Annotated in this window: 14 protein-coding genes; 12 read left to right on the forward strand and 2 right to left on the reverse strand. The window is 63.0% G+C overall.

Annotation, left to right across the window (positions count from 1 at the left end):
- Nucleotides 1–43: 43 nt before the first annotated feature.
- On the reverse strand, nucleotides 44–604 hold the full coding sequence (locus tag HX824_RS06110) for a carboxymuconolactone decarboxylase family protein (RefSeq protein ID WP_177054309.1): 561 nt from the start codon (nucleotides 602–604) through the stop codon (nucleotides 44–46).
- Between the two features lie 102 nt (nucleotides 605–706).
- Here HX824_RS06110 and HX824_RS06115 point away from each other — a divergent pair, with 102 nt between their 5' ends.
- The gene (locus HX824_RS06115) at nucleotides 707–1,612 is read left to right on the forward strand and encodes an AraC family transcriptional regulator (RefSeq protein WP_177054310.1); all 906 of its coding nucleotides are present in this window, start codon (nucleotides 707–709) and stop codon (nucleotides 1,610–1,612) included.
- On the opposite strand, the gene HX824_RS06120 is transcribed toward HX824_RS06115, so the two are convergent.
- Nucleotides 1,603–2,520 (reverse strand): LysR family transcriptional regulator, encoded by a 918-nt coding sequence (locus HX824_RS06120; RefSeq protein WP_177054311.1) that lies wholly within the window; start codon nucleotides 2,518–2,520, stop codon nucleotides 1,603–1,605. The genes HX824_RS06115 and HX824_RS06120 overlap by 10 nt on opposite strands.
- A 118-nt stretch (nucleotides 2,521–2,638) precedes the next feature.
- Between HX824_RS06120 and HX824_RS06125 the strand changes: the two genes are divergently transcribed.
- The 11 genes from HX824_RS06125 (at nucleotide 2,639) to HX824_RS06175 (ending at nucleotide 18,016) form a co-directional block, all read left to right on the forward strand.
- Entirely contained in the window at nucleotides 2,639–3,634 is a 996-nt protein-coding gene (locus HX824_RS06125; RefSeq protein WP_102605556.1) for an aldo/keto reductase, read from the forward strand.
- A gap of 165 nt (nucleotides 3,635–3,799) precedes the next feature.
- On the forward strand, nucleotides 3,800–5,794 hold the full coding sequence (locus tag HX824_RS06130) for a methyl-accepting chemotaxis protein (RefSeq protein ID WP_177054312.1): 1,995 nt from the start codon (nucleotides 3,800–3,802) through the stop codon (nucleotides 5,792–5,794).
- 81 nt (nucleotides 5,795–5,875) lie between these two features.
- Nucleotides 5,876–6,331: an SRPBCC family protein gene (locus tag HX824_RS06135; protein WP_003207553.1), complete on the forward strand. Its 456-nt coding sequence runs from the start codon at nucleotides 5,876–5,878 to the stop codon at nucleotides 6,329–6,331.
- Between the two features lie 154 nt (nucleotides 6,332–6,485).
- The gene (locus HX824_RS06140) at nucleotides 6,486–6,932 is read left to right on the forward strand and encodes a DUF411 domain-containing protein (protein ID WP_003207550.1); all 447 of its coding nucleotides are present in this window, start codon (nucleotides 6,486–6,488) and stop codon (nucleotides 6,930–6,932) included.
- 3 nt (nucleotides 6,933–6,935) lie between these two features.
- Nucleotides 6,936–7,367, forward strand: coding sequence for a YqaA family protein (locus HX824_RS06145; protein WP_003207548.1), 432 nt, complete (start codon nucleotides 6,936–6,938; stop codon nucleotides 7,365–7,367).
- 55 nt (nucleotides 7,368–7,422) lie between these two features.
- On the forward strand, nucleotides 7,423–8,436 hold the full coding sequence (locus HX824_RS06150; protein WP_177054313.1) for an alpha/beta hydrolase: 1,014 nt from the start codon (nucleotides 7,423–7,425) through the stop codon (nucleotides 8,434–8,436).
- A gap of 26 nt (nucleotides 8,437–8,462) precedes the next feature.
- A complete protein-coding gene (locus tag HX824_RS06155; RefSeq protein WP_177054314.1) occupies nucleotides 8,463–9,416 on the forward strand; it encodes a D-2-hydroxyacid dehydrogenase family protein in 954 nt (317 codons plus the stop codon).
- Nucleotides 9,417–9,854: 438 nt separating this feature from the next.
- Nucleotides 9,855–11,414: a glycogen synthase GlgA gene (gene glgA, locus HX824_RS06160; RefSeq protein WP_177020003.1), complete on the forward strand. Its 1,560-nt coding sequence runs from the start codon at nucleotides 9,855–9,857 to the stop codon at nucleotides 11,412–11,414.
- 16 nt (nucleotides 11,415–11,430) lie between these two features.
- Nucleotides 11,431–13,182: a malto-oligosyltrehalose trehalohydrolase gene (gene treZ / locus HX824_RS06165; protein ID WP_087692373.1), complete on the forward strand. Its 1,752-nt coding sequence runs from the start codon at nucleotides 11,431–11,433 to the stop codon at nucleotides 13,180–13,182.
- Nucleotides 13,179–15,263 carry a 4-alpha-glucanotransferase gene (malQ, locus tag HX824_RS06170; protein WP_087692374.1) on the forward strand — a complete coding sequence of 695 codons (2,085 nt, stop codon included), beginning with the start codon at nucleotides 13,179–13,181 and terminating at the stop codon, nucleotides 15,261–15,263. The genes treZ and malQ overlap by 4 nt, the downstream gene beginning before the upstream one ends.
- Nucleotides 15,260–18,016 (forward strand): malto-oligosyltrehalose synthase, encoded by a 2,757-nt coding sequence (locus tag HX824_RS06175; RefSeq protein ID WP_177008558.1) that lies wholly within the window; start codon nucleotides 15,260–15,262, stop codon nucleotides 18,014–18,016. Before malQ ends, HX824_RS06175 begins: the two co-directional genes overlap by 4 nt.
- Nucleotides 18,017–18,035: the final 19 nt, after the last annotated feature.

Below are 18,035 nucleotides of genomic sequence, written 5' to 3' on the forward strand. Positions count from 1 at the left end.
TCCTTGTTGCAGCATGTTTACCATCGCGAACGCTTGCGCGCCTTCAGCTAGCCGGTTTTTCCCAACGGTATTGCGCCAGTTCCGGGTTCAACGGGGTACGGGCAAACACGTTGGCGAAGTTGCACAGGGTGGCCAGGCTCACACCCAGAATAACCTCAAGGGCATGACCGTCGGTGTAGCCTGCCTCACGGAACGCGGTGTAGCCGGCGTCGCTGACATCACCGCGGGTGGCGATCACTTCACGGGTGAACGCTGCCAGTGTCTCATAACACTCGTTGGGCAGTTCACCGCGCTGGCGCAGGGCGTCGATCACGTCTTCCGGCAGCTTGGCCTTGTTGCGCGCTACGGCAGTGTGCCCGGCGACGCAGAAATCGCAACCGTGATTGGTGGCGGCAATCAGTTGCACCACTTCGCGGTCGGCCAGGCTCAGGTCAGACTTGGCGTTCAGGCCCGACACGGTGATGTAGGTTTCCAGGGCTGCCGGGGCGTTGGCCAGCACCGCCAACAGATTGGGGATGAACCCGGAACCCTTCAGGGCATTTTCCAGAAAGGGCTTGGCCGCCTCAGGAGCGGTTTCCAGGGTTAGCATCGGTACGCGGGACATGGAGTGGTCTCCTCATGGATTCGTGTACCAAGTCTGTTGGTTATAAAAAATCCGCTCAATAGTCTAAAGTAGCGATTACTTGCTCTAGAGTCTTTCCGTTAGATGAATTCGTCCAGTTCACTCGTCGATTGGTTATTAGATAGCCTTGAACTCAACACCAGCCTGTTTCACGTCGGGCGTTACTGCGGCGACTGGCACGCCAGCACCCATGGCCTGGCAAGCGCGAGTTTTCATCTGGTGGTGCAAGGGCAGTGCTGGATGCACATTGACGGCGACTCGACCCCTTACCCATTGAACAACGGCGATGCAGTCTTCCTGCTGCGGGACCTGGCGTACCGCTTGTCCAGCGATGGCACTGCCGCCGGCGCCCAGGAATGCCCGCGCAAACCGATGCTGCCACTGGACAGCCAGGCCAGTGACGGCGTGGGCCTGGTGTGCGGGTTCTTTCACTTCCAGTCCGGGCTGTCGGCGATGATTGTCGACACCCTGCCCGCCTGGATCATCCTGCGGGCCGGTGACCCATCGCTGACCGCCGCGCGCAACCTGTTCGAACTGATCCTGCAGGAATGCGAGCGCACGCCGGCGCCCTCGCCCGCCCTGCTGGAGCGCCTGTGCCACCTGCTGTTCCTGTATGTGCTGCGCCAACAGGTGCTGGACAACACCGACCTCGGCGGCCTGGCGGCGCTGGCTCGGCAACCGGCATTTGCCAACCTGCTGGAGCAGTTGATCGCACGCCCAGCCGAGCCCTGGACCCTGGAAAGCATGGCCGCCTGCACCGGCCTGTCGCGCTCGGCGTTCTTCAAGCGCTTCAATGAACTGTGCGGGCAGTCGCCGGGGCAAGTACTGCTGATGATGCGCGTACGCCACGCCTGCCAGCTGTTCAAGCAAGACCAGACGGTGGCGGACGTATCCCTCGCCGTGGGTTATCAATCGGTCGCCGCCTTTACCCGCGCCTTCCATAAAGTCACCGGCATCCAGCCCGGCGCCTACCGCAAGGCTCAAGGCTGACGCTGTAACCCGTTGCCCGGCCGGGCGCAAAGCTCCACCAGCCAATCGACAAATACCCGCACCCGTTGCGACAGCTGGCGATGCGGCGGGTACAACGCAGTGAGCGGCAACTTCGGCGGCGGCTGATGCGCCAGCACCTCCACCAGCGTGCCCGCTTCCAACTGGCGAACGGCGTGGTAGTACGGCGTCTGTACCAGGCCGTAACCCGCCTCACAGGCCGCCAGGTAACCATCGGCACTGTTGACCGCCACTTGCTTGGGCAGGTCGACCAAGCGGATGTCGCTGCCGATCTGAAACTCCAGGCCATAGCGTTTGCCGCTGGTGCTGGAGAAATACTCCACCACTTGATGGCCGGCCAACTCATCCAGCGTCGATGGCACGCCGAACCGCTGCAAGTAGCCGGGGCTGGCGCAGGTCACCTGATCCATCATCGCCAGCGGCCGGGCCACCAGCGACTCGTCCAGCGCCAGGCCGCCGCGCAACACGCAGTCAACGCCTTCGCGGATCAGGTCCACCGGGCGGTCGTTGAGGCCGATTTCCAGATCAATCTGCGGGTAACGTGTGGTGAACTCGGGCATTGCCGGAATCACCAGGAAACGCCCGATCCCGGACGGCATATCGATACGCAACGTGCCGCGCGGGTTTCGTCGGCTGGTGGAGAATACCGCCTCGGTTTCCTCAAGGTCCGCCAGCAGGCTCACGCAACGCTGGTAGTAGGCGGCACCGTCCAGGGTCGGGCTGACCTGGCGTGTGGTGCGCTGCAACAGTTGCACCCCCAGGTGCGCCTCCAGTTGCTTGATCAGGATGGTCACCGAGGCACGCGGCAGTTGCAGGCTGTCAGCCGCCTTGGCAAACCCGCCCAGTTCGACAATCCGTACGAACACTCGCATCGCATTAAAACGGTCCACGGGCCGGTTTCCTTCAGGGATTATTTAGAATTTCATAATAGTGATAGCGGTTTTAGCCGGTTTATCCCGCTTTTGTCGAGGGCAACAATGGAGGCCTTCCCACACAGGAGCTGGACCCATGCACACACGTCAACTCGGTAAAAATGGTCCCCAGGTGTCCGCCATCGGCCTCGGCTGCATGGGCATGACCGATTTCTACACCACCGGCACCGATACCACCGAAGCCATCGCCACTCTGCACCGCGCCCTGGAACTGGGGATCAACCTGCTGGACACCGCCGACATGTACGGCCCCCATACCAACGAAGAACTGATTGGCAAGGCCATCGCCGGCAAGCGCGACCAGGTGTTCCTCGCCAGCAAGTTCGGCATCGTGCGCGACCCGGCGAACCCGGCACTGCGTGGCGTCAACGGCCGCCCGGAATACATTCGCGAGGCCATCGACGGCACCTTGAAGCGCCTGGGCGTGGAAACCCTGGACCTGTATTACCAGCACCGCATCGACCCCGAAGTGGCGATTGAAGAAACCGTTGGCGCCATGGCCGAGTTGGTCAAGCAAGGCAAGGTGCGTTACCTGGGCTTGAGTGAAGCGTCGGCGGCTACCCTGGAGCGCGCTCACAAGGTGCATCCCATCAGCGCCCTGCAAAGCGAATATTCGTTATGGAGCCGCGATCAGGAAGACAACGGTTGCCTCGCGGCCTGCCAACGCCTGGGAATCGCGTTTGTGCCCTACAGCCCACTGGGCCGCGGCTTCCTGACCGGCGCGCTGAAAAGCCCGGATGACTTTGCGGCGGATGACTATCGCCGGTTCAGCCCGCGTTTCCAGGGTGAAAACTTCGCGAAGAACCTGCTGCTGGTGAAACAGGTACAAGCCCTGGCCGCCGACAAGGGCGTGACCGCCGGGCAACTGGCGTTGGCCTGGGTGCTGGCGCAAGGGGATTACCTGATCCCGATCCCGGGGACCAAGCAACGCAAATACCTGGAAGAAAACGTCGCGGCACTGGAGGTCAAGCTCAGCCCGACCGAGCTGGCGGCGCTAGAGGCCATCTTCCCGGCCAACGCCACAGCCGGGCTGCGCTACCCGGAAGCGGTCATGCAGATGCTGGACAAATAATCCTGCCACGCCGGATCGGGGCTGGCCCGCCAGCTCCGCGCCTTGAATCCCTGCCCTGGGTTTTCTTGCACGATAGTGCCTCAAGCTCGCCCGTCCCAAGCCGATAGCCCTTCGAAGCTCTAACAAAGCCGCGTCGCACAATAAACGCTTCGTAAGGACGACCCCATGCCCTCATTGCGCTCTATCCAAGCCCGCTACACCCTGTTCCTGGTGCTGTTCGTCCTGTTGTTATTCGTCTTGACGGTGGTGGGCATCGGACAGTTGGTGGCCCCCAAGCTGCGCCACACCGAAGAACAGGTGGCCCTCAATCGCATTGCCGAAGTGGCCGAGCAGATCCAGGGCGAACTGAACAAGGTTCAGGCCCAGCAACGCAGCATCACCCAAACCATCCCGCTGCTGGACAGCGACGCCATCGACAAGGTGCTACCAGGCCTGGTGGACCAGTACGGCGAATTGAAAGTGTTCGGCGGCGGCATCTGGCCCCTGCCCAACCAACGCACCCCGGGACGCAACAAGCACAGCACCTTCTGGCACCGCGATGCCTCGGGCAAGCTGGCGGTGAACACCTTCTGGAACAGCGACGCGGCCCCCAACTACTACGACCAGAGCTGGTACAAGGGCGGCCTCGCTTCGCCCCGCGGCCAGTGCGCCTGGGCGGCGGCCTACAAGGATGACGCCAGCCAGGAACCGCGTACCAACTGCGCGATGGCGATCCAGCGTGACGGCGCAGCCTATGGCGTCGCCACCATCGACGTGACCCTGGGCTTCTTCAACGACCTGGTGGCCAGCAAGGAAAAAGACCTCGGCGGGCAAATGCTGATCGTCGAAGGCGACGGCAAGATCATCAGCAACAGCACGCGCATCAGCGGCCCCGTGGTGTTGAAGAACATCAGCGAATTGGCCGGCACCTCGGCCTTTGCCGCCCAGGTCAGCGCCGGCCTGGCTCATCGTGATCAAACCCTGCAACGCAGCGAGTTCGACAACCAGGGCGTGGCCAGCACGTTCTTCATGCGCCCGATCGAAGGCACCCCGTGGTTCCTCGCCACTGCGCTGCCGACCTCGCTGATCACCGCCCAACGTGATGACGTACTGGGCACGTTGGCGATGCTGCAAATCCCGATGATCCTGCTGTTGGTGCTGTTGGCGGTGTACGCCATCCGCCAGCTGGTGCACCGGATGACCGCGCTGAAGACCAATATCGACGCACTGTCCAACGGCGATGCCGACCTGACCCGGCGCATCACCATCCGCGCCGAGGATGAACTGGGGGCGATTGGCCATTCGGTGAACCGCTTTATCGTCTACCTGCAAAACATGATCGGAGAAGTGACCCTGGCCACCGGCGCCATGTCGTCGAGCCTGGCGCAATTGCAGCAGACGTCGGCCCAGACCAACCAGATCCTGGTGCGCCATGCCTCGGAAACCGACCAGACCGTCACGGCCATCACCGAGATGAGTTCCACCGCCGACACCGTGGCCGAGAACGCCGCCGAAACGGCTGCGCTCACCCAGCGCGCCAATGAGCACGCCGACCGTTCGCGGGTGGTGGTCGGGGAAGCTTCCCGCAGCGTCAGCGCGTTGATCGGCGAGGTCTCCAGCGCCACCCACACCGTGGAAAACATGCGCCAGGATGCCGCGCGCATCACCGAAACCCTCGGCGTGATCGGCGCCATCGCGGGCCAGACCAACCTGCTGGCACTCAACGCGGCCATCGAAGCCGCCCGGGCCGGCGAACAAGGCCGGGGTTTTGCGGTGGTGGCCGACGAAGTCCGCGCCCTCGCCGCCCGCACCCAGGCCAGCACCTCGCAGATCAATGAGATGCTGGCGCGCCTGACCACGGGCGTGAGTTCCTCGGTGACGGCCATGGAAGCCACCCAGGCCAGCTGCCAGTCTGCGGCTGACGCCACGGCCCGGGTGAACACGGGATTGGACGAGATGGCCGGCTCCGTCAGCCATATCAACAACCTCAGCACCCAGATCGCCACCGCCGCCGAACAGCAAAGCGCAGTGACCGAGGAAATCAACCGCAGCATGGTGCACATCCGCCACATGGTCGAAGAGCTGGTGCAAAGCGGCCACGCCACCGAGCACAACACCCAGAGCCTGCTGGATGCCAATGGCCGGGTTATTGCATTGATGGGTCGCTTCAAGGTGCGTTGAAAAAATAGCCTGAAAGCTCCCGTGCAATGCGCGGGAGCCGGACTATTCTGACAGTTCGCTCCGCCACACAGGAGGTGTGTCATGCACGCAGTTGAGCACCCGATCCGTCTGGAGCGGATCAGTCAGGAACGCTATATACAAGCCTCTATCGACGATGTTTACGACTACGTTACCCAACCGGATCGCTGGCATGAATGGCATCCGACATCCCTGGGCGCCGACACCGGTATCGCCGGCTCATTGCCTGCCGGTCATCGTTTCACTGAAACCATCGACCTGCTGGGTGTGCGGGTTCCCATGAGCTATCGCGTGCAGATTGCGCAGCGACCGCGGGAGTTCAAGACCGCGTTCACCTCATTGGCGGTCGATGGCTGTATTCATTATCTGCTGCAAGTACAGGGCAACGGCACGCTGTTCAAGCGCATCCTCACCTATGAAACCGAACTGCAACTGACCACCCTGCATGAGCGCATGATCGCACTGTCCAACCAGGCCCTTGATCAGCTCAAGCAGCGCCTGGAATCCCCGCCAGCCTGACAAAACCGTCATATCCCTCTCAGTTTTCCGACAGCACCAGGCGGTTATTCTGGTGCTGTCGGTTTTTCGTAAAACTTCGTAACACACCCGGGAAACCCTTTTCCAAAAAGCAGGGAGAATGCCCCGCTGTTGCCCTTTATCCGACGAGATGACGATGAAAACCACCCTGCGACTGGCCGCACTGTCGGCCCTGCTCATGAGCACCCTGGCCCAGGCTGCCGAGCTGATCCCGATTGACGTGCACCGTGATGCCAACTGCGGTTGCTGCAAAAAGTGGATTGCCCACCTGGAAAGCAACGGGTTCAAGGTCAACGACCATGTGGAAAGCAACATGAGCGAGGTCAAGCAACGCCTGGGCGTTGCGCCGCGCCTGGCGTCTTGCCATACCGGCGTGATCGACGGCAAGTTCGTCGAAGGCCATGTGCCAGCCGACCAGGTCTTGGCCCTGCGCAAGCGCGACGACTTGCTGGGCATTGCAGCACCGGGCATGCCCATGGGCTCGCCTGGCATGGAGATGGACGGCAGCAGCGATGCCTATCAGGTCATCGGCCTGACCCGCGATGGCAAAGACGTGGTAGTGGCTGACTATCCGGCACGCTGATTGATGCTTGCCGGTTACCTGGGACTGTTTTTCGCCGCCTTCGGCGCAGCCACGCTGTTGCCGATGCAATCGGAGGCGGTGCTGGTAGGGCTGATGATCAGCGGGCATTACAGCGTGTGGCTGCTGCTCGGGGTTGCAACGGCCGGCAACGTATTGGGCTCGGTGGTGAACTGGCTGCTGGGCCGCTCGGTCGAGCGCTTCAAGGATCGACGCTGGTTTCCGGTCAGCCCCAGGCACCTGGAAAACGCCCGTACTCATTACCAGCGCTGGGGCCATTGGTCGTTGCTGCTCAGTTGGGTGCCGATCATTGGTGACCCGCTGACCCTGGTGGCCGGGGTCATGCGCGAACCGTTCTGGCGGTTCCTGGTGCTGGTGACCCTTGCAAAAGGGGCGCGCTACGGGGTACTGGCCATGCTCACCCTGCACTGGATTTAATCTCCCGTTAATCCCCTCGCCACAGCATCCGGGCACTGTTCCCGGAGCTCTAACCATGTCCAAGATCCGCTCTCTGTGCGTCGCCAGCCTGTTGCTCGGCAGCGCCCTGCCCGCCTTCGCCGCCGAAGAAGGTCCGACCTACGGCCCCGAGCTGCAAGGCTTCAAATACCCGTACCCGGTAGAGCACTTCACCTTCCAGTCCCAGGGCAAATCCCTGCAGATGGGCTACATGGACGTGCCGGCCAAAGGCAAGGCCAACGGGCGCAGCATCGTGCTGATGCACGGCAAGAACTTCTGCGGCGCCACCTGGGATGAATCGATCAAGGCCCTGAGCGACGCCGGCTACCGGGTGATCGCTCCCGACCAGATCGGTTTCTGCACCTCCAGCAAACCGGACAATTACCAGTACAGCTTCCAGCAACTGGCGATCAACACCCATCAACTCCTGGAAAAACTCGGTATTCAGAAGGCTACCCTGCTCGGCCACTCCACCGGCGGCATGCTTGCCACACGCTACGCCCTGCTCTATCCGCAGCAAACCGAACAACTTGCACTGGTAAACCCTATTGGCCTGGAAGACTGGAAGGCCATCGGCGTGCCCTACCGCAGCGTTGACCAATGGTACGAGCGCGAGTTGAAACTGACCGCCGAAGGCATCCGCCAATACGAGCTCGACACCTACTACGTCGGCCGCTGGAAGCCTGAATACGACCGCTGGGTCGATATGCTCGCCGGCATGAACAAAGGCCCCGGCCACACCCAGGTGGCGTGGAACTCGGCGCTGATTTACGACATGATCTTCACCCAGCCGGTGTACTACGAGTTCAAGGACCTGCAGATGCCCACCCTGCTGCTGATCGGCACTTCCGACAACACCGCCATTGGCAAAGACCTGGCGCCACCGGCGGTCAAGGCGAAGCTCGGCAACTACGCGGTGCTGGGCAAGCAAGTGGCCAAGTTGATTCCCCACGCCACCCTGGTGGAATTCCCGGGCCTGGGCCATGCACCGCAAATGGAAGAGCCGGCACAGTTTCACAAGGCACTGTTGCAAGGGCTGAACGCCCTTTAATCCAACCTTTTTCGAGGCATGCGTGAATGTCGGTACAGATCGCAGTGATTGATGATTGGCAGAATGTGGCCAGTGGCGTGGTGGACTGGTCAGTCCTGGCGTCGGTCGGCCAGGTGCACTTCCTCCACGATTACCCGGCGGACACCGCCACGTTGATCGAGCGTTTGCAGGGGTTCGAGGTGATCTGCGTGATGCGCGAACGCACCACCTTCGACCAGTCTCTGTTGCAAGGCTTGCCCAGGCTCAAGTTGCTGGTGACCGGCGGCATGCGCAACGCCGCCATCGACATTCCTGCGGCCAAGGCCCTGGGTATCCAGGTATGCGGCACTGACAGTTACAAGCACGCGGCCCCGGAACTGACCTGGGCACTGATCATGGCGTCTACCCGCAACCTGCTGGCCGAAGCCAATTCCCTGCGCGCCGGGGGTTGGCAAGTGGGCCTGGGCGGCGATTTGTACGGCAAGACCCTGGGGATTCTCGGGCTGGGCAGCATTGGCCAGAAGGTCGCCAAATTTGGCCAGGCCTTCGGCATGCGCGTGATTGCCTGGAGCGAAAACCTTACCCCAGAGCGCGCTGCCGAAAGCGGCGTGACCTGGGTCAGCAAGCGCGAGTTGTTTGAACAGGCGGACGTGTTGTCGATTCACCTGGTGCTCAGCGACCGCAGCCGCGGGCTGGTGGACGCCGAAGCGTTGGGCTGGATGAAACCTACGGCGCATTTGGTGAACACGGCACGCGGGCCGATTGTCGATGAGGCCGCCTTGATTGACGCCCTGGCCAATGGCCGGCTGGCGGGCGCGGCACTGGACGTGTACGCCCAGGAGCCGCTGCCAGCCGGGCATCCATTCCGCCAGTTGCCCAACGTATTGGCCACCCCTCATGTGGGGTACGTCAGCGAGCAGAACTACCGCCAGTTCTACCAGCAAATGATCGAAGACATCCAAGCGTGGGCCAAAGGAGTGCCCCTTCGCGCACTAAGCTAGTGCACACATTTCACCTCCCACTCCCCCCCGTAGCAGCTGTCGAGCCTCAGCGAGGCTGCGTCGGGCGCACTGCCGATCCTGAACCGGAGCGCGCTCGACAGCTGCTACCGGGCTCATGAAAAAATTTGTCCTACAAAAATACCCCACAGACCCCACAGGCTCTGGGATCTGTCCTAGACTCATGACCGATGGGTCCGATCCAAAACAAAAACCCCGCAAAAAATCGAAACTTTCCAACTCTGCCACAGGTCAGGTTTAAGGTAAGGCGAGTGCTGACGGTTCATACCGAACGCCCGTCCATCCACTCTATTTAAGACTCCAGCACAACTGGCATAAGGCTTGCCAGTCTGTGTAGCGCTTGTGCGCCTGGCCGCAGGACGCGGTCAACCTTCGCTGATTGCCATATGCCATCAGCCGACCAGAACTCGGGAGAGAACTATGATCAGTGCCGCTGTAGATACTCAGGGAGAGCGTTTTAGTCAGCCGGTTGGCGGGCCGACCTCATTGGCCGACCTTCCCAACACGGTGCGGCCGGTCCCACGTGTGAATCCCAATCGCAAAAAAGTGCTGTTTGTCACTTCCGAACTGGCCGACCTGGTGAAAACCGGCGGCCTGGGCGACGTTTCCGCCGCACTGCCCCGCGCCATGGCGCACCTGCACGATGTGCGCGTGCTGATCCCCGGCTACCCGCAGGTGCTGGACAGCGACAACCCGATTCATATCATCGGTGAGCTGGGGGGCCACGCCGCGCTGCCACCGTGCAAGATCGGGCGCATGGACCTCAAGGACGGCCTGGTTATCTACGTGCTGATCTGCCCCGAGCTTTACGAGCGCGAAGGTACGCCCTACGGCGCCAACAACGGCCGCGACTGGCCCGACAACCATATCCGCTTCGCCCGCCTGGGCCTGGCCGCCGCCGATATTGCCGCCAACCTGGCGCAGATCCACTGGTGCCCGGACCTGGTGCACGCCCATGACTGGCCTGCAGGCCTGGCGCCAGCCTATATGCACTGGCGTGGGTCACGCACTCCAACGCTGTTCACCATTCATAACCTCGCCTACCAGGGCGTGGTCAGCCTCGCCTCGTGCCCGGAGCTGGGGATTCCCGAACACGCCTTGCAACAGGAAGGCATGGAGTTCTACGGCAAGCTGTCATTCCTGAAAGCCGGCATGGCGTATTCCAGCCATATCACCACGGTCAGCGCCACCTACGCCCAGGAAATCACCACCCCCGAATTTGGCTGCGGTCTGGATGGCTTTCTCGCCAGCAAGACCCAGCAAGGCTTGCTCAGCGGCATTCCCAACGGCATTGATGAAAGCTGGGAGTCGTCCACCGACCCGCACCTGACCCACCCTTTCAACATTGGTGACTGGGAAGGCAAGGCCCTGAACGCCGCCCATGTGCGCAACCTGTTTGGCTTGCACGACTCCACCGGCCCGCTGTTCGCCGTGGTATCGCGCCTGGTCTACCAGAAAGGCCTGGACCTGACCGAGGCGGTCGCCAGTTTCATCGTCGAAAATGGCGGCCAGATCGCGATTATCGGTCGTGGTGAACCGGAAGAAGAACAAGCCATGCGTGCCCTGGCCCTGCGCTTTCCCGGCCAGATCGGCGTGCGCATCGGCTTCAACGAGACCGACGCCCGGCGCATGTTCGCCGGCAGCGACTTCCTGTTGATGCCATCCCGTTACGAACCCTGCGGCCTGAGCCAGATGTACGCCCAGCGCTTCGGCTCGTTGCCGGTCGCTCGCAACACCGGCGGCCTGGCCGACACCATCGAGGATGGCGTCACCGGCTTCCTGTTCAACGAATCCACTGTCGAAAGCTACGAAGCGGCCCTGAGCCGCGCGTTCAAGGTCTTCGCCTTCCCAGGCTTGCTCAACGCCATGCGTTGCCGGGCTATGGCCGCACCGTTCAACTGGTGCCAGGCAGTGGAACCCTATGCCGAACTTTATGAGCAACTGGTAGCGAAAGCGCTGGGAAGATCGGGGAAACAGTAAAAAGAGGTCTTCATAGATGCCGTCACGGACTCTGGAAACCTGGCCCCACGGCGCGATCATGCTGGATGCGGAACACACCCGCTTCGCGTTATGGGCGCCAGACGCGTTTTATGTCAGCGTTGAATTTGAGGAAGGAAAATCGGTAGCGATGCTGCCCCAGGCCGATGGCTGGTTTGTGGTGCAGCTGCAATGCCCGCCGGGCACCCGCTACCGCTACAACATCGACGGCGAACAGGACGTTCCCGACCCGGCTTCCCGGGCACAGGCCACGGACGTTCACGGCTTCAGCGTGGTGGTCGACCCCCTGGCCTATCAGTGGCGCCAAAGCCACTGGCAAGGCCGGCCGTGGCACGAAGCGGTGATCTACGAGATACACGTGGGCGTACTGGGGGGCTACGCCGAGGTCGAGAAACAACTGCCGCGCCTCGCCGAACTGGGGGTCACCGCCATTGAGCTGATGCCCATCGCGCAATTCCCCGGCGAACGTAACTGGGGTTACGACGGTGTCCTGCCCTACGCTCCCCAATCCTCCTACGGTTCGCCCGAGCAGCTCAAACAGCTGATCGACAGTGCGCACCACTATGGCCTCGCGGTAATCCTCGATGTGGTCTACAACCACTTCGGCCCCGACGGCAACTACCTCGGCACCTACGCCAAGGGTTTCTTTCGCGAAGACGTGCACACGCCCTGGGGCGCGGGCATCGACTTTGATCGCCGGGAGGTCCGGGATTTCTTCATCGACAACGCCCTGATGTGGCTGCTGGAATACCGCTTCGACGGCCTGCGCCTGGACGCCGTGCACGCCATCAACGATCCCGAATTTCTGCAGGAGCTGGCGCAAAAAGTACGCCAGCAAGTCGACACGGGGCGGCATGTGTGGCTGGTGCTGGAAAACGAATTCAACCAGGCCAGCCTGCTGGAAAGCGGTTTCGACGCCCAGTGGAACGATGACGGCCACAACGCCCTGCACGTGCTGCTCACCGGCGAAACCGACGCCTACTACAGCGATTTCGCCCAGGACCCCACGGGAAAACTGGCGCGCTGCCTGAGCGAAGGATTTATCTACCAGGGCCACACCACGCGCCACGGCCACACGCGCGGCGAGCCCAGCGGGCACCTGCCGCCCAGCGCCTTTGTGCTGTTCCTGCAGAACCACGACCAGATCGGCAACCGCGCCCTGGGCGAACGCCTGCATCAACTGTGTTCGCCCCAGGCCCTGAGCGCCGCGACGACCTTGCTGCTGATGTCGCCGATGATCCCGCTGATGTTCATGGGCGATGAAGTCAATGCCGAGGAGCCGTTCCTGTTCTTCACCGACCATCACGGCGAACTGGCCGAGGCGGTACGTGAAGGCCGGCGCAATGAGTTTGCCGACTTCGCCGCGTTCAGCGACCCCGAACGCCGCGAACGCATTCCCGACCCCAACTCCCTGCAGACCTTTCGCCGCTCGGCACCCGCCCTCGCCGACTGCGGCGACTCGCAGCTCTACCGGCACCTGTTGAGCCTGCGCCACCAACATATCGTGCCGCACCTGCCCGGCAGCATGGCCCTGGGTGCGCACGTGCTGGCGGAGGGCGCGGTCACGGCGCGCTGGCGCCTGGGCAATGGCAGCCTGTTGCAGATCGACCTCAACCTGAGCGCCGATTCTCTGAACTACCCGGCTGCCGAGCACCTCCTATTTGTGACGCAGGCCAGCGGGGCCGAACAATTGGCTCCCCTCAGCGCCCGCGTCAGCCTCACCCATTCCCCTGTTGGAGAGCACCCTTGAGCGACGCGCAATTGGAAATACTCGCCAGCCGAGCGGGCCTGGCCGTCGATTGGATCGACGCGAATGGCCGCCCGCAACATGTAAAGCCCGACGCCCTGCGCGCCGTGCTCAAAGGCCTGGGCCACCCGGCCGACAGCGACGCCGAGATCGAAGCCAGCCTGCTGGACCTCGAACGCGTGCAACAAGACAAGCATCTGCCGCCCCTGATGACCGTCGACAGCGGCGCCGGCCTGGACCTGGCGCGCTACTTCGCCCCCGGTACGCCGTGCCAGATTCACCTCGAAGATTCCAGCGTGCTGGACCTGAGCCTGGACGAGAACGCGGTGTTGCCCGGCTCGATTCCGGTCGGCTACCAACAAGTGCATATTGCCGACCAGCATTTCACCCTGGCCGTGGCACCGACGCATTGCTACACCGTTGCAGAAGCGGTCGACACCCAGACCGCCCGCGCCTGGGGCCTGAGCGCCCAGCTGTATTCCCTGCGCCGCAGCGGCGACGGCGGCTTTGGCGATACCCAGGCCCTGGAACAACTGGCCCGCGCCGCCGCCGAACGCGGCGCCGACGCCCTGGCCATCAGCCCGATGCACGCGATGTTCAGCGCCGACACCGAGCGCTTCAGCCCCTATTCCCCGTCCAGCCGCCTGTTCCTCAACAGTTTGTACGCGTCCCCCGGCTGCATCCTCGGCGAACGTGCGGTGCAAACTGCCATCGAGGCCAGCGGGCTGGCCGACGAATTGAATGACCTTGAGCAACAAAGCCTGATCGACTGGCCGGCCGCGGCCAAAGCCAAGCAGCGCCTGTTGCGCACCCTGTATGACGACTTCCGCCAGGGCGACCACCCGCAACATGCCGACTTCCTGAGCTTCCGCCAGGCTGGCGGTGAAGCCCTGGAAAACCACTGCCGCTTCGAAGCCGTACAAGCCGAACGCGCGGCCAACGGCGAGAGCCTCGACTGGCGCCACTGGCCAGAGGACTGGCACAGCCCGCAAAGCCCGGCCCTGGTGCAATTTGCCGAAGCCAATCGGGACGAAATCGGCTTCTACGCCTTCAGCCAATGGCTGATTGCCCGGTGCCTGGAACGCGCGCAACAAGCGGCGCGCGGCAGCGGCATGGGTGTCGGCCTGATCGCCGACCTCGCAGTGGGCGCCGACGGCGGCGGCAGCCAGGCCTGGAGCCGCCAGGATGAACTGTTGGCGGAACTGACCGTGGGTGCGCCACCTGACATCCTCAACCGTGCCGGCCAGGGCTGGGGTATCTCCGCGTTTTCCCCCGAAGGCCTCAAGCGCAACGGCTTTCGCGCGTTTATCGAAATGCTGCGGGCCAACTTCGCCCACGCCGGCGGCTTGCGCATCGACCATGTGATGGGCCTGCAACGCCTGTGGGTGATCCCGATGGACGCCTCGCCACGGGACGGCGCCTACCTGTATTACCCGGTGGATGACCTGCTGCGGCTGTTGGCCCTGGAGTCGAGCCGCCACCAGGCGATCGTCCTCGGTGAAGACCTCGGCACCGTACCCGACGGCCTGCGGGAAAAACTCATCGCGCGCTCGATCCTCGGCATGCGCGTGCTGCTGTTCGAACAAGACCACGGCGGCCAGTTCAAGCCGATCCTCGATTGGCCGGACAACGCGCTGGCCACCACCAGCACCCACGACCTGCCGACCCTCAACGGTTGGTGGCACAGCCGCGATATCGACTGGAATGTCCAGCTGGGCCTGATCGATGCACCCACCGTCGAGCAATGGAGCGAACACCGCCTGCGGGAACGCCAAGCACTGCGCCAGGCCTTGAGCCAGGACCCGCAGAACTTCATCGACGAAGTGCGCAACGAAACCGACCACGTCATCGACGCCAGCGTGCGCTACCTGGGCCACACCCGCGCACCCTTGGTATTGCTGCCGCTGGAGGACGCCCTGGGGGTCGAGGAACAATCCAACCTGCCCGGCACCACCGACACCCACCCGAACTGGCGCCGCCGCCTGCCGGGCGATGCCGCCACCCTGCTCGATGACGACAATGCCGCCCGCCGCCTTGAGCTGCTGGCCGTGGCGCGCATCCAGGCCCAAGAGCGTGACCGATGAAAGCATTGACGCTACGGGCTACCCAGCGCCTGCAATTTCATAAGGGCTTCACCCTCGACGACGCCGTGCCACTGGTGCCGTACTTCGCCGAACTGGGCATCAGCCACCTCTACGCCTCGCCATTGCTGAGCGCCCGCGCCGGTTCGATGCACGGCTATGACGTAGTCGATCCCACCACCGTCAATCCCGAGCTGGGCGGCGAACCGGCGCTGCGGCGATTGGTTGCGGCGTTGCGCGAACATGACATGGGGCTGATCCTCGATATCGTGTCCAACCACATGGCGGTCGGCGGTGCCGATAATCTGTGGTGGCTGGACTTGCTGGAATGGGGTCGCCTGAGTCCCTACAGCGAATTCTTCGACATTCAATGGCACTCGCCAGACCCGCTGCTCAAGGGCCAACTGCTGATGCCGTTCCTGGGCAGCGACTACGGCGAAGCCCTGCAGTCGGGTGCCCTGCCGCTGCGCTTCGACCCGCAGCACGGCAGCTTCTACGTCGAGCATTACGAACATCGCTTCCCGATCTGCCCGCGGGAATACGGCGAGCTGGTGCCCGTCAAGTCACTGGCCGATCGCTTCAGCAGCCTGGCCTACCAGCCGGACGCCTATCCCCAGGCCGCCGCGCTGAAACAGGAACTGATCGAGGCCGCCCGCGATCCCGAAACCCTGAAGGCCATCGAAGCGAACCTCGACCTCTACGACGCCCGCCAGCCCGAAGGTTTCGCCCGCCTGCACCACCTGCTGGAACAACAAAGCTATCGCCTGGCCAGCTGGCGTACGGCAGCGGACGATATCAACTGGCGGCGGTTCTTCGACGTCAACGAGCTGGGCGGCCTGCGGGTTGAACGCAGCGCAGTGTTCGAAGCGACCCACGGCAAGATCTTCCAGCTGATCAGCGAAGGCCTGATCGACGGCCTGCGCATCGACCACATCGACGGCCTCGCCGACCCGCGCGGTTACTGCCGCAAGCTGCGCCGCCGGGTGGACTCGCTGGCGAGTGGGCGGCACTTGCCGATCTTCGTCGAGAAGATCCTCGGCGAAGGCGAAACCTTGCGTGAAGACTGGCGCGTGGACGGCACCACCGGCTACGAATTCATGAACCAGCTGTCATTGCTGCAACATGACCCGAAGGGCTTCGAACCCCTGGCCGAGTTATGGACCCGCCATACCGAACGCCCGTCTTCATTTATCGAAGAAGCCTGGCTGGCCCGGCAGCAGATCCTCAACGGTTCCCTGGCCGGGGATTTTGAAAGTGTGGCCCAGGCCCTGCTGCAAGTGGCCCGGGACGATGTGATGAGCCGCGACCTGACCCTGGGTGCAATTCGCCGCGCGTTGCAGGAACTGATCGTGCATTTCCCGGTGTACCGCACCTACATCAGCGCCCGGGGCCGCAGCGAACTGGATGACGTGTTTTTCCTGCAAGCCCTGGCCGGTGCCCGCAGCACCTTGAGCGAAGGCGACTGGCCGGTGCTCGACTACCTGGAAAAATGGCTCGGCGGCCAACCCTGGCGCGACCGCCCCCTGGGCCGCAAACGCAAGATGCTCAAGCACGCCTGCGTACGCTTCCAGCAACTGACCTCGCCGGCGGCGGCCAAGGCCGTGGAAGACACTGCGTTCTACCGCTCGGGTGTGTTGTTGTCGCGCAATGACGTGGGTTTCAGCACCGAACAATTCAGCGCCCCGCTGGAAGACTTCCACGCGGTCAACCAGCAACGACTGCGCACCTTCCCCGACAACCTGCTGGCCACCGCCACCCACGACCACAAGCGCGGCGAAGATACCCGTGCGCGCCTGGCGGTGCTCAGCGAGGCCGCCGACTGGTATGCCGAGCAGGTGGAGCAATGGCGCCCCCTCGCCGCCCGCCTGCGCAGCGATGCCAACACGCCGTCCGCGGGTGACGAACTGATCCTCTATCAGGTGCTGCTGGGCAGTTGGCCGCTGGACCTGCACCGCGACGATACCGAGGGCCTGGCGGACTATCACCAGCGCCTGTGGCAGTGGCAGCAGAAAGCCCTGCGTGAAGCCAAGCTCAACAGCAGCTGGAGCGCACCCAACGAGTTGTACGAGCAAGGTGTCGAAGCGTTCCTGTCACGGCTGCTGCTGGAGGACGCCGGCAAGACCCTGCGCGATGCCATCGGCGAGGCCGCCCAGGCCATCGCCCCGGCCGGCGCGCTCAACGGGCTGGCGCAATCCTTGCTTCGCCTCACCGTGCCGGGCGTGCCGGACCTGTACCAGGGTGATGAGTTCTGGGACTTCACATTGGTAGACCCTGACAACCGCCGCCCGGTGGACTACCCCGCACGGCAACAGGGGCTGCACACGCCGCCGGACATCGGCGAGCTGATGTTCAACTGGCATGACGGGCGTATAAAACAGGCGTTGATCAGCCAGGTCCTGGGGTTGCGCAAGGCGCATCCGCAACTGTTTCGCCAGGGCACGTACGAGCCTCTGGAAGTGGTGGGCGAACACGCCGAGCGGGTGGTCGCTTTCTACCGCGAATACCAGGGCAAACAGCTGCTGGTGGTGGTGCCACGCTGGCCTCACCGGCTGCTTGAAAACGGTGTGTATCCCCTGATCAACGCGCAGATTTGGGGCGATACCCGGGTCCGATTACCGTTCGCCGCTCCAACCCAAAATTGGAAGGGACTTTTCCGAACAGGCGCAGTCACACCAAACAAGGAGCTCATGATCAGCGCTGCCCTGGGGGATTTCCCGGTCAATGTCTTTATCAATCCTGATGATCAAGAAAGCTGAAATTTTCTGTGAGGAGCAT

This window comes from Pseudomonas sp. D4002 (assembly GCF_013385665.1).
GTDB lineage: Bacteria > Pseudomonadota > Gammaproteobacteria > Pseudomonadales > Pseudomonadaceae > Aquipseudomonas.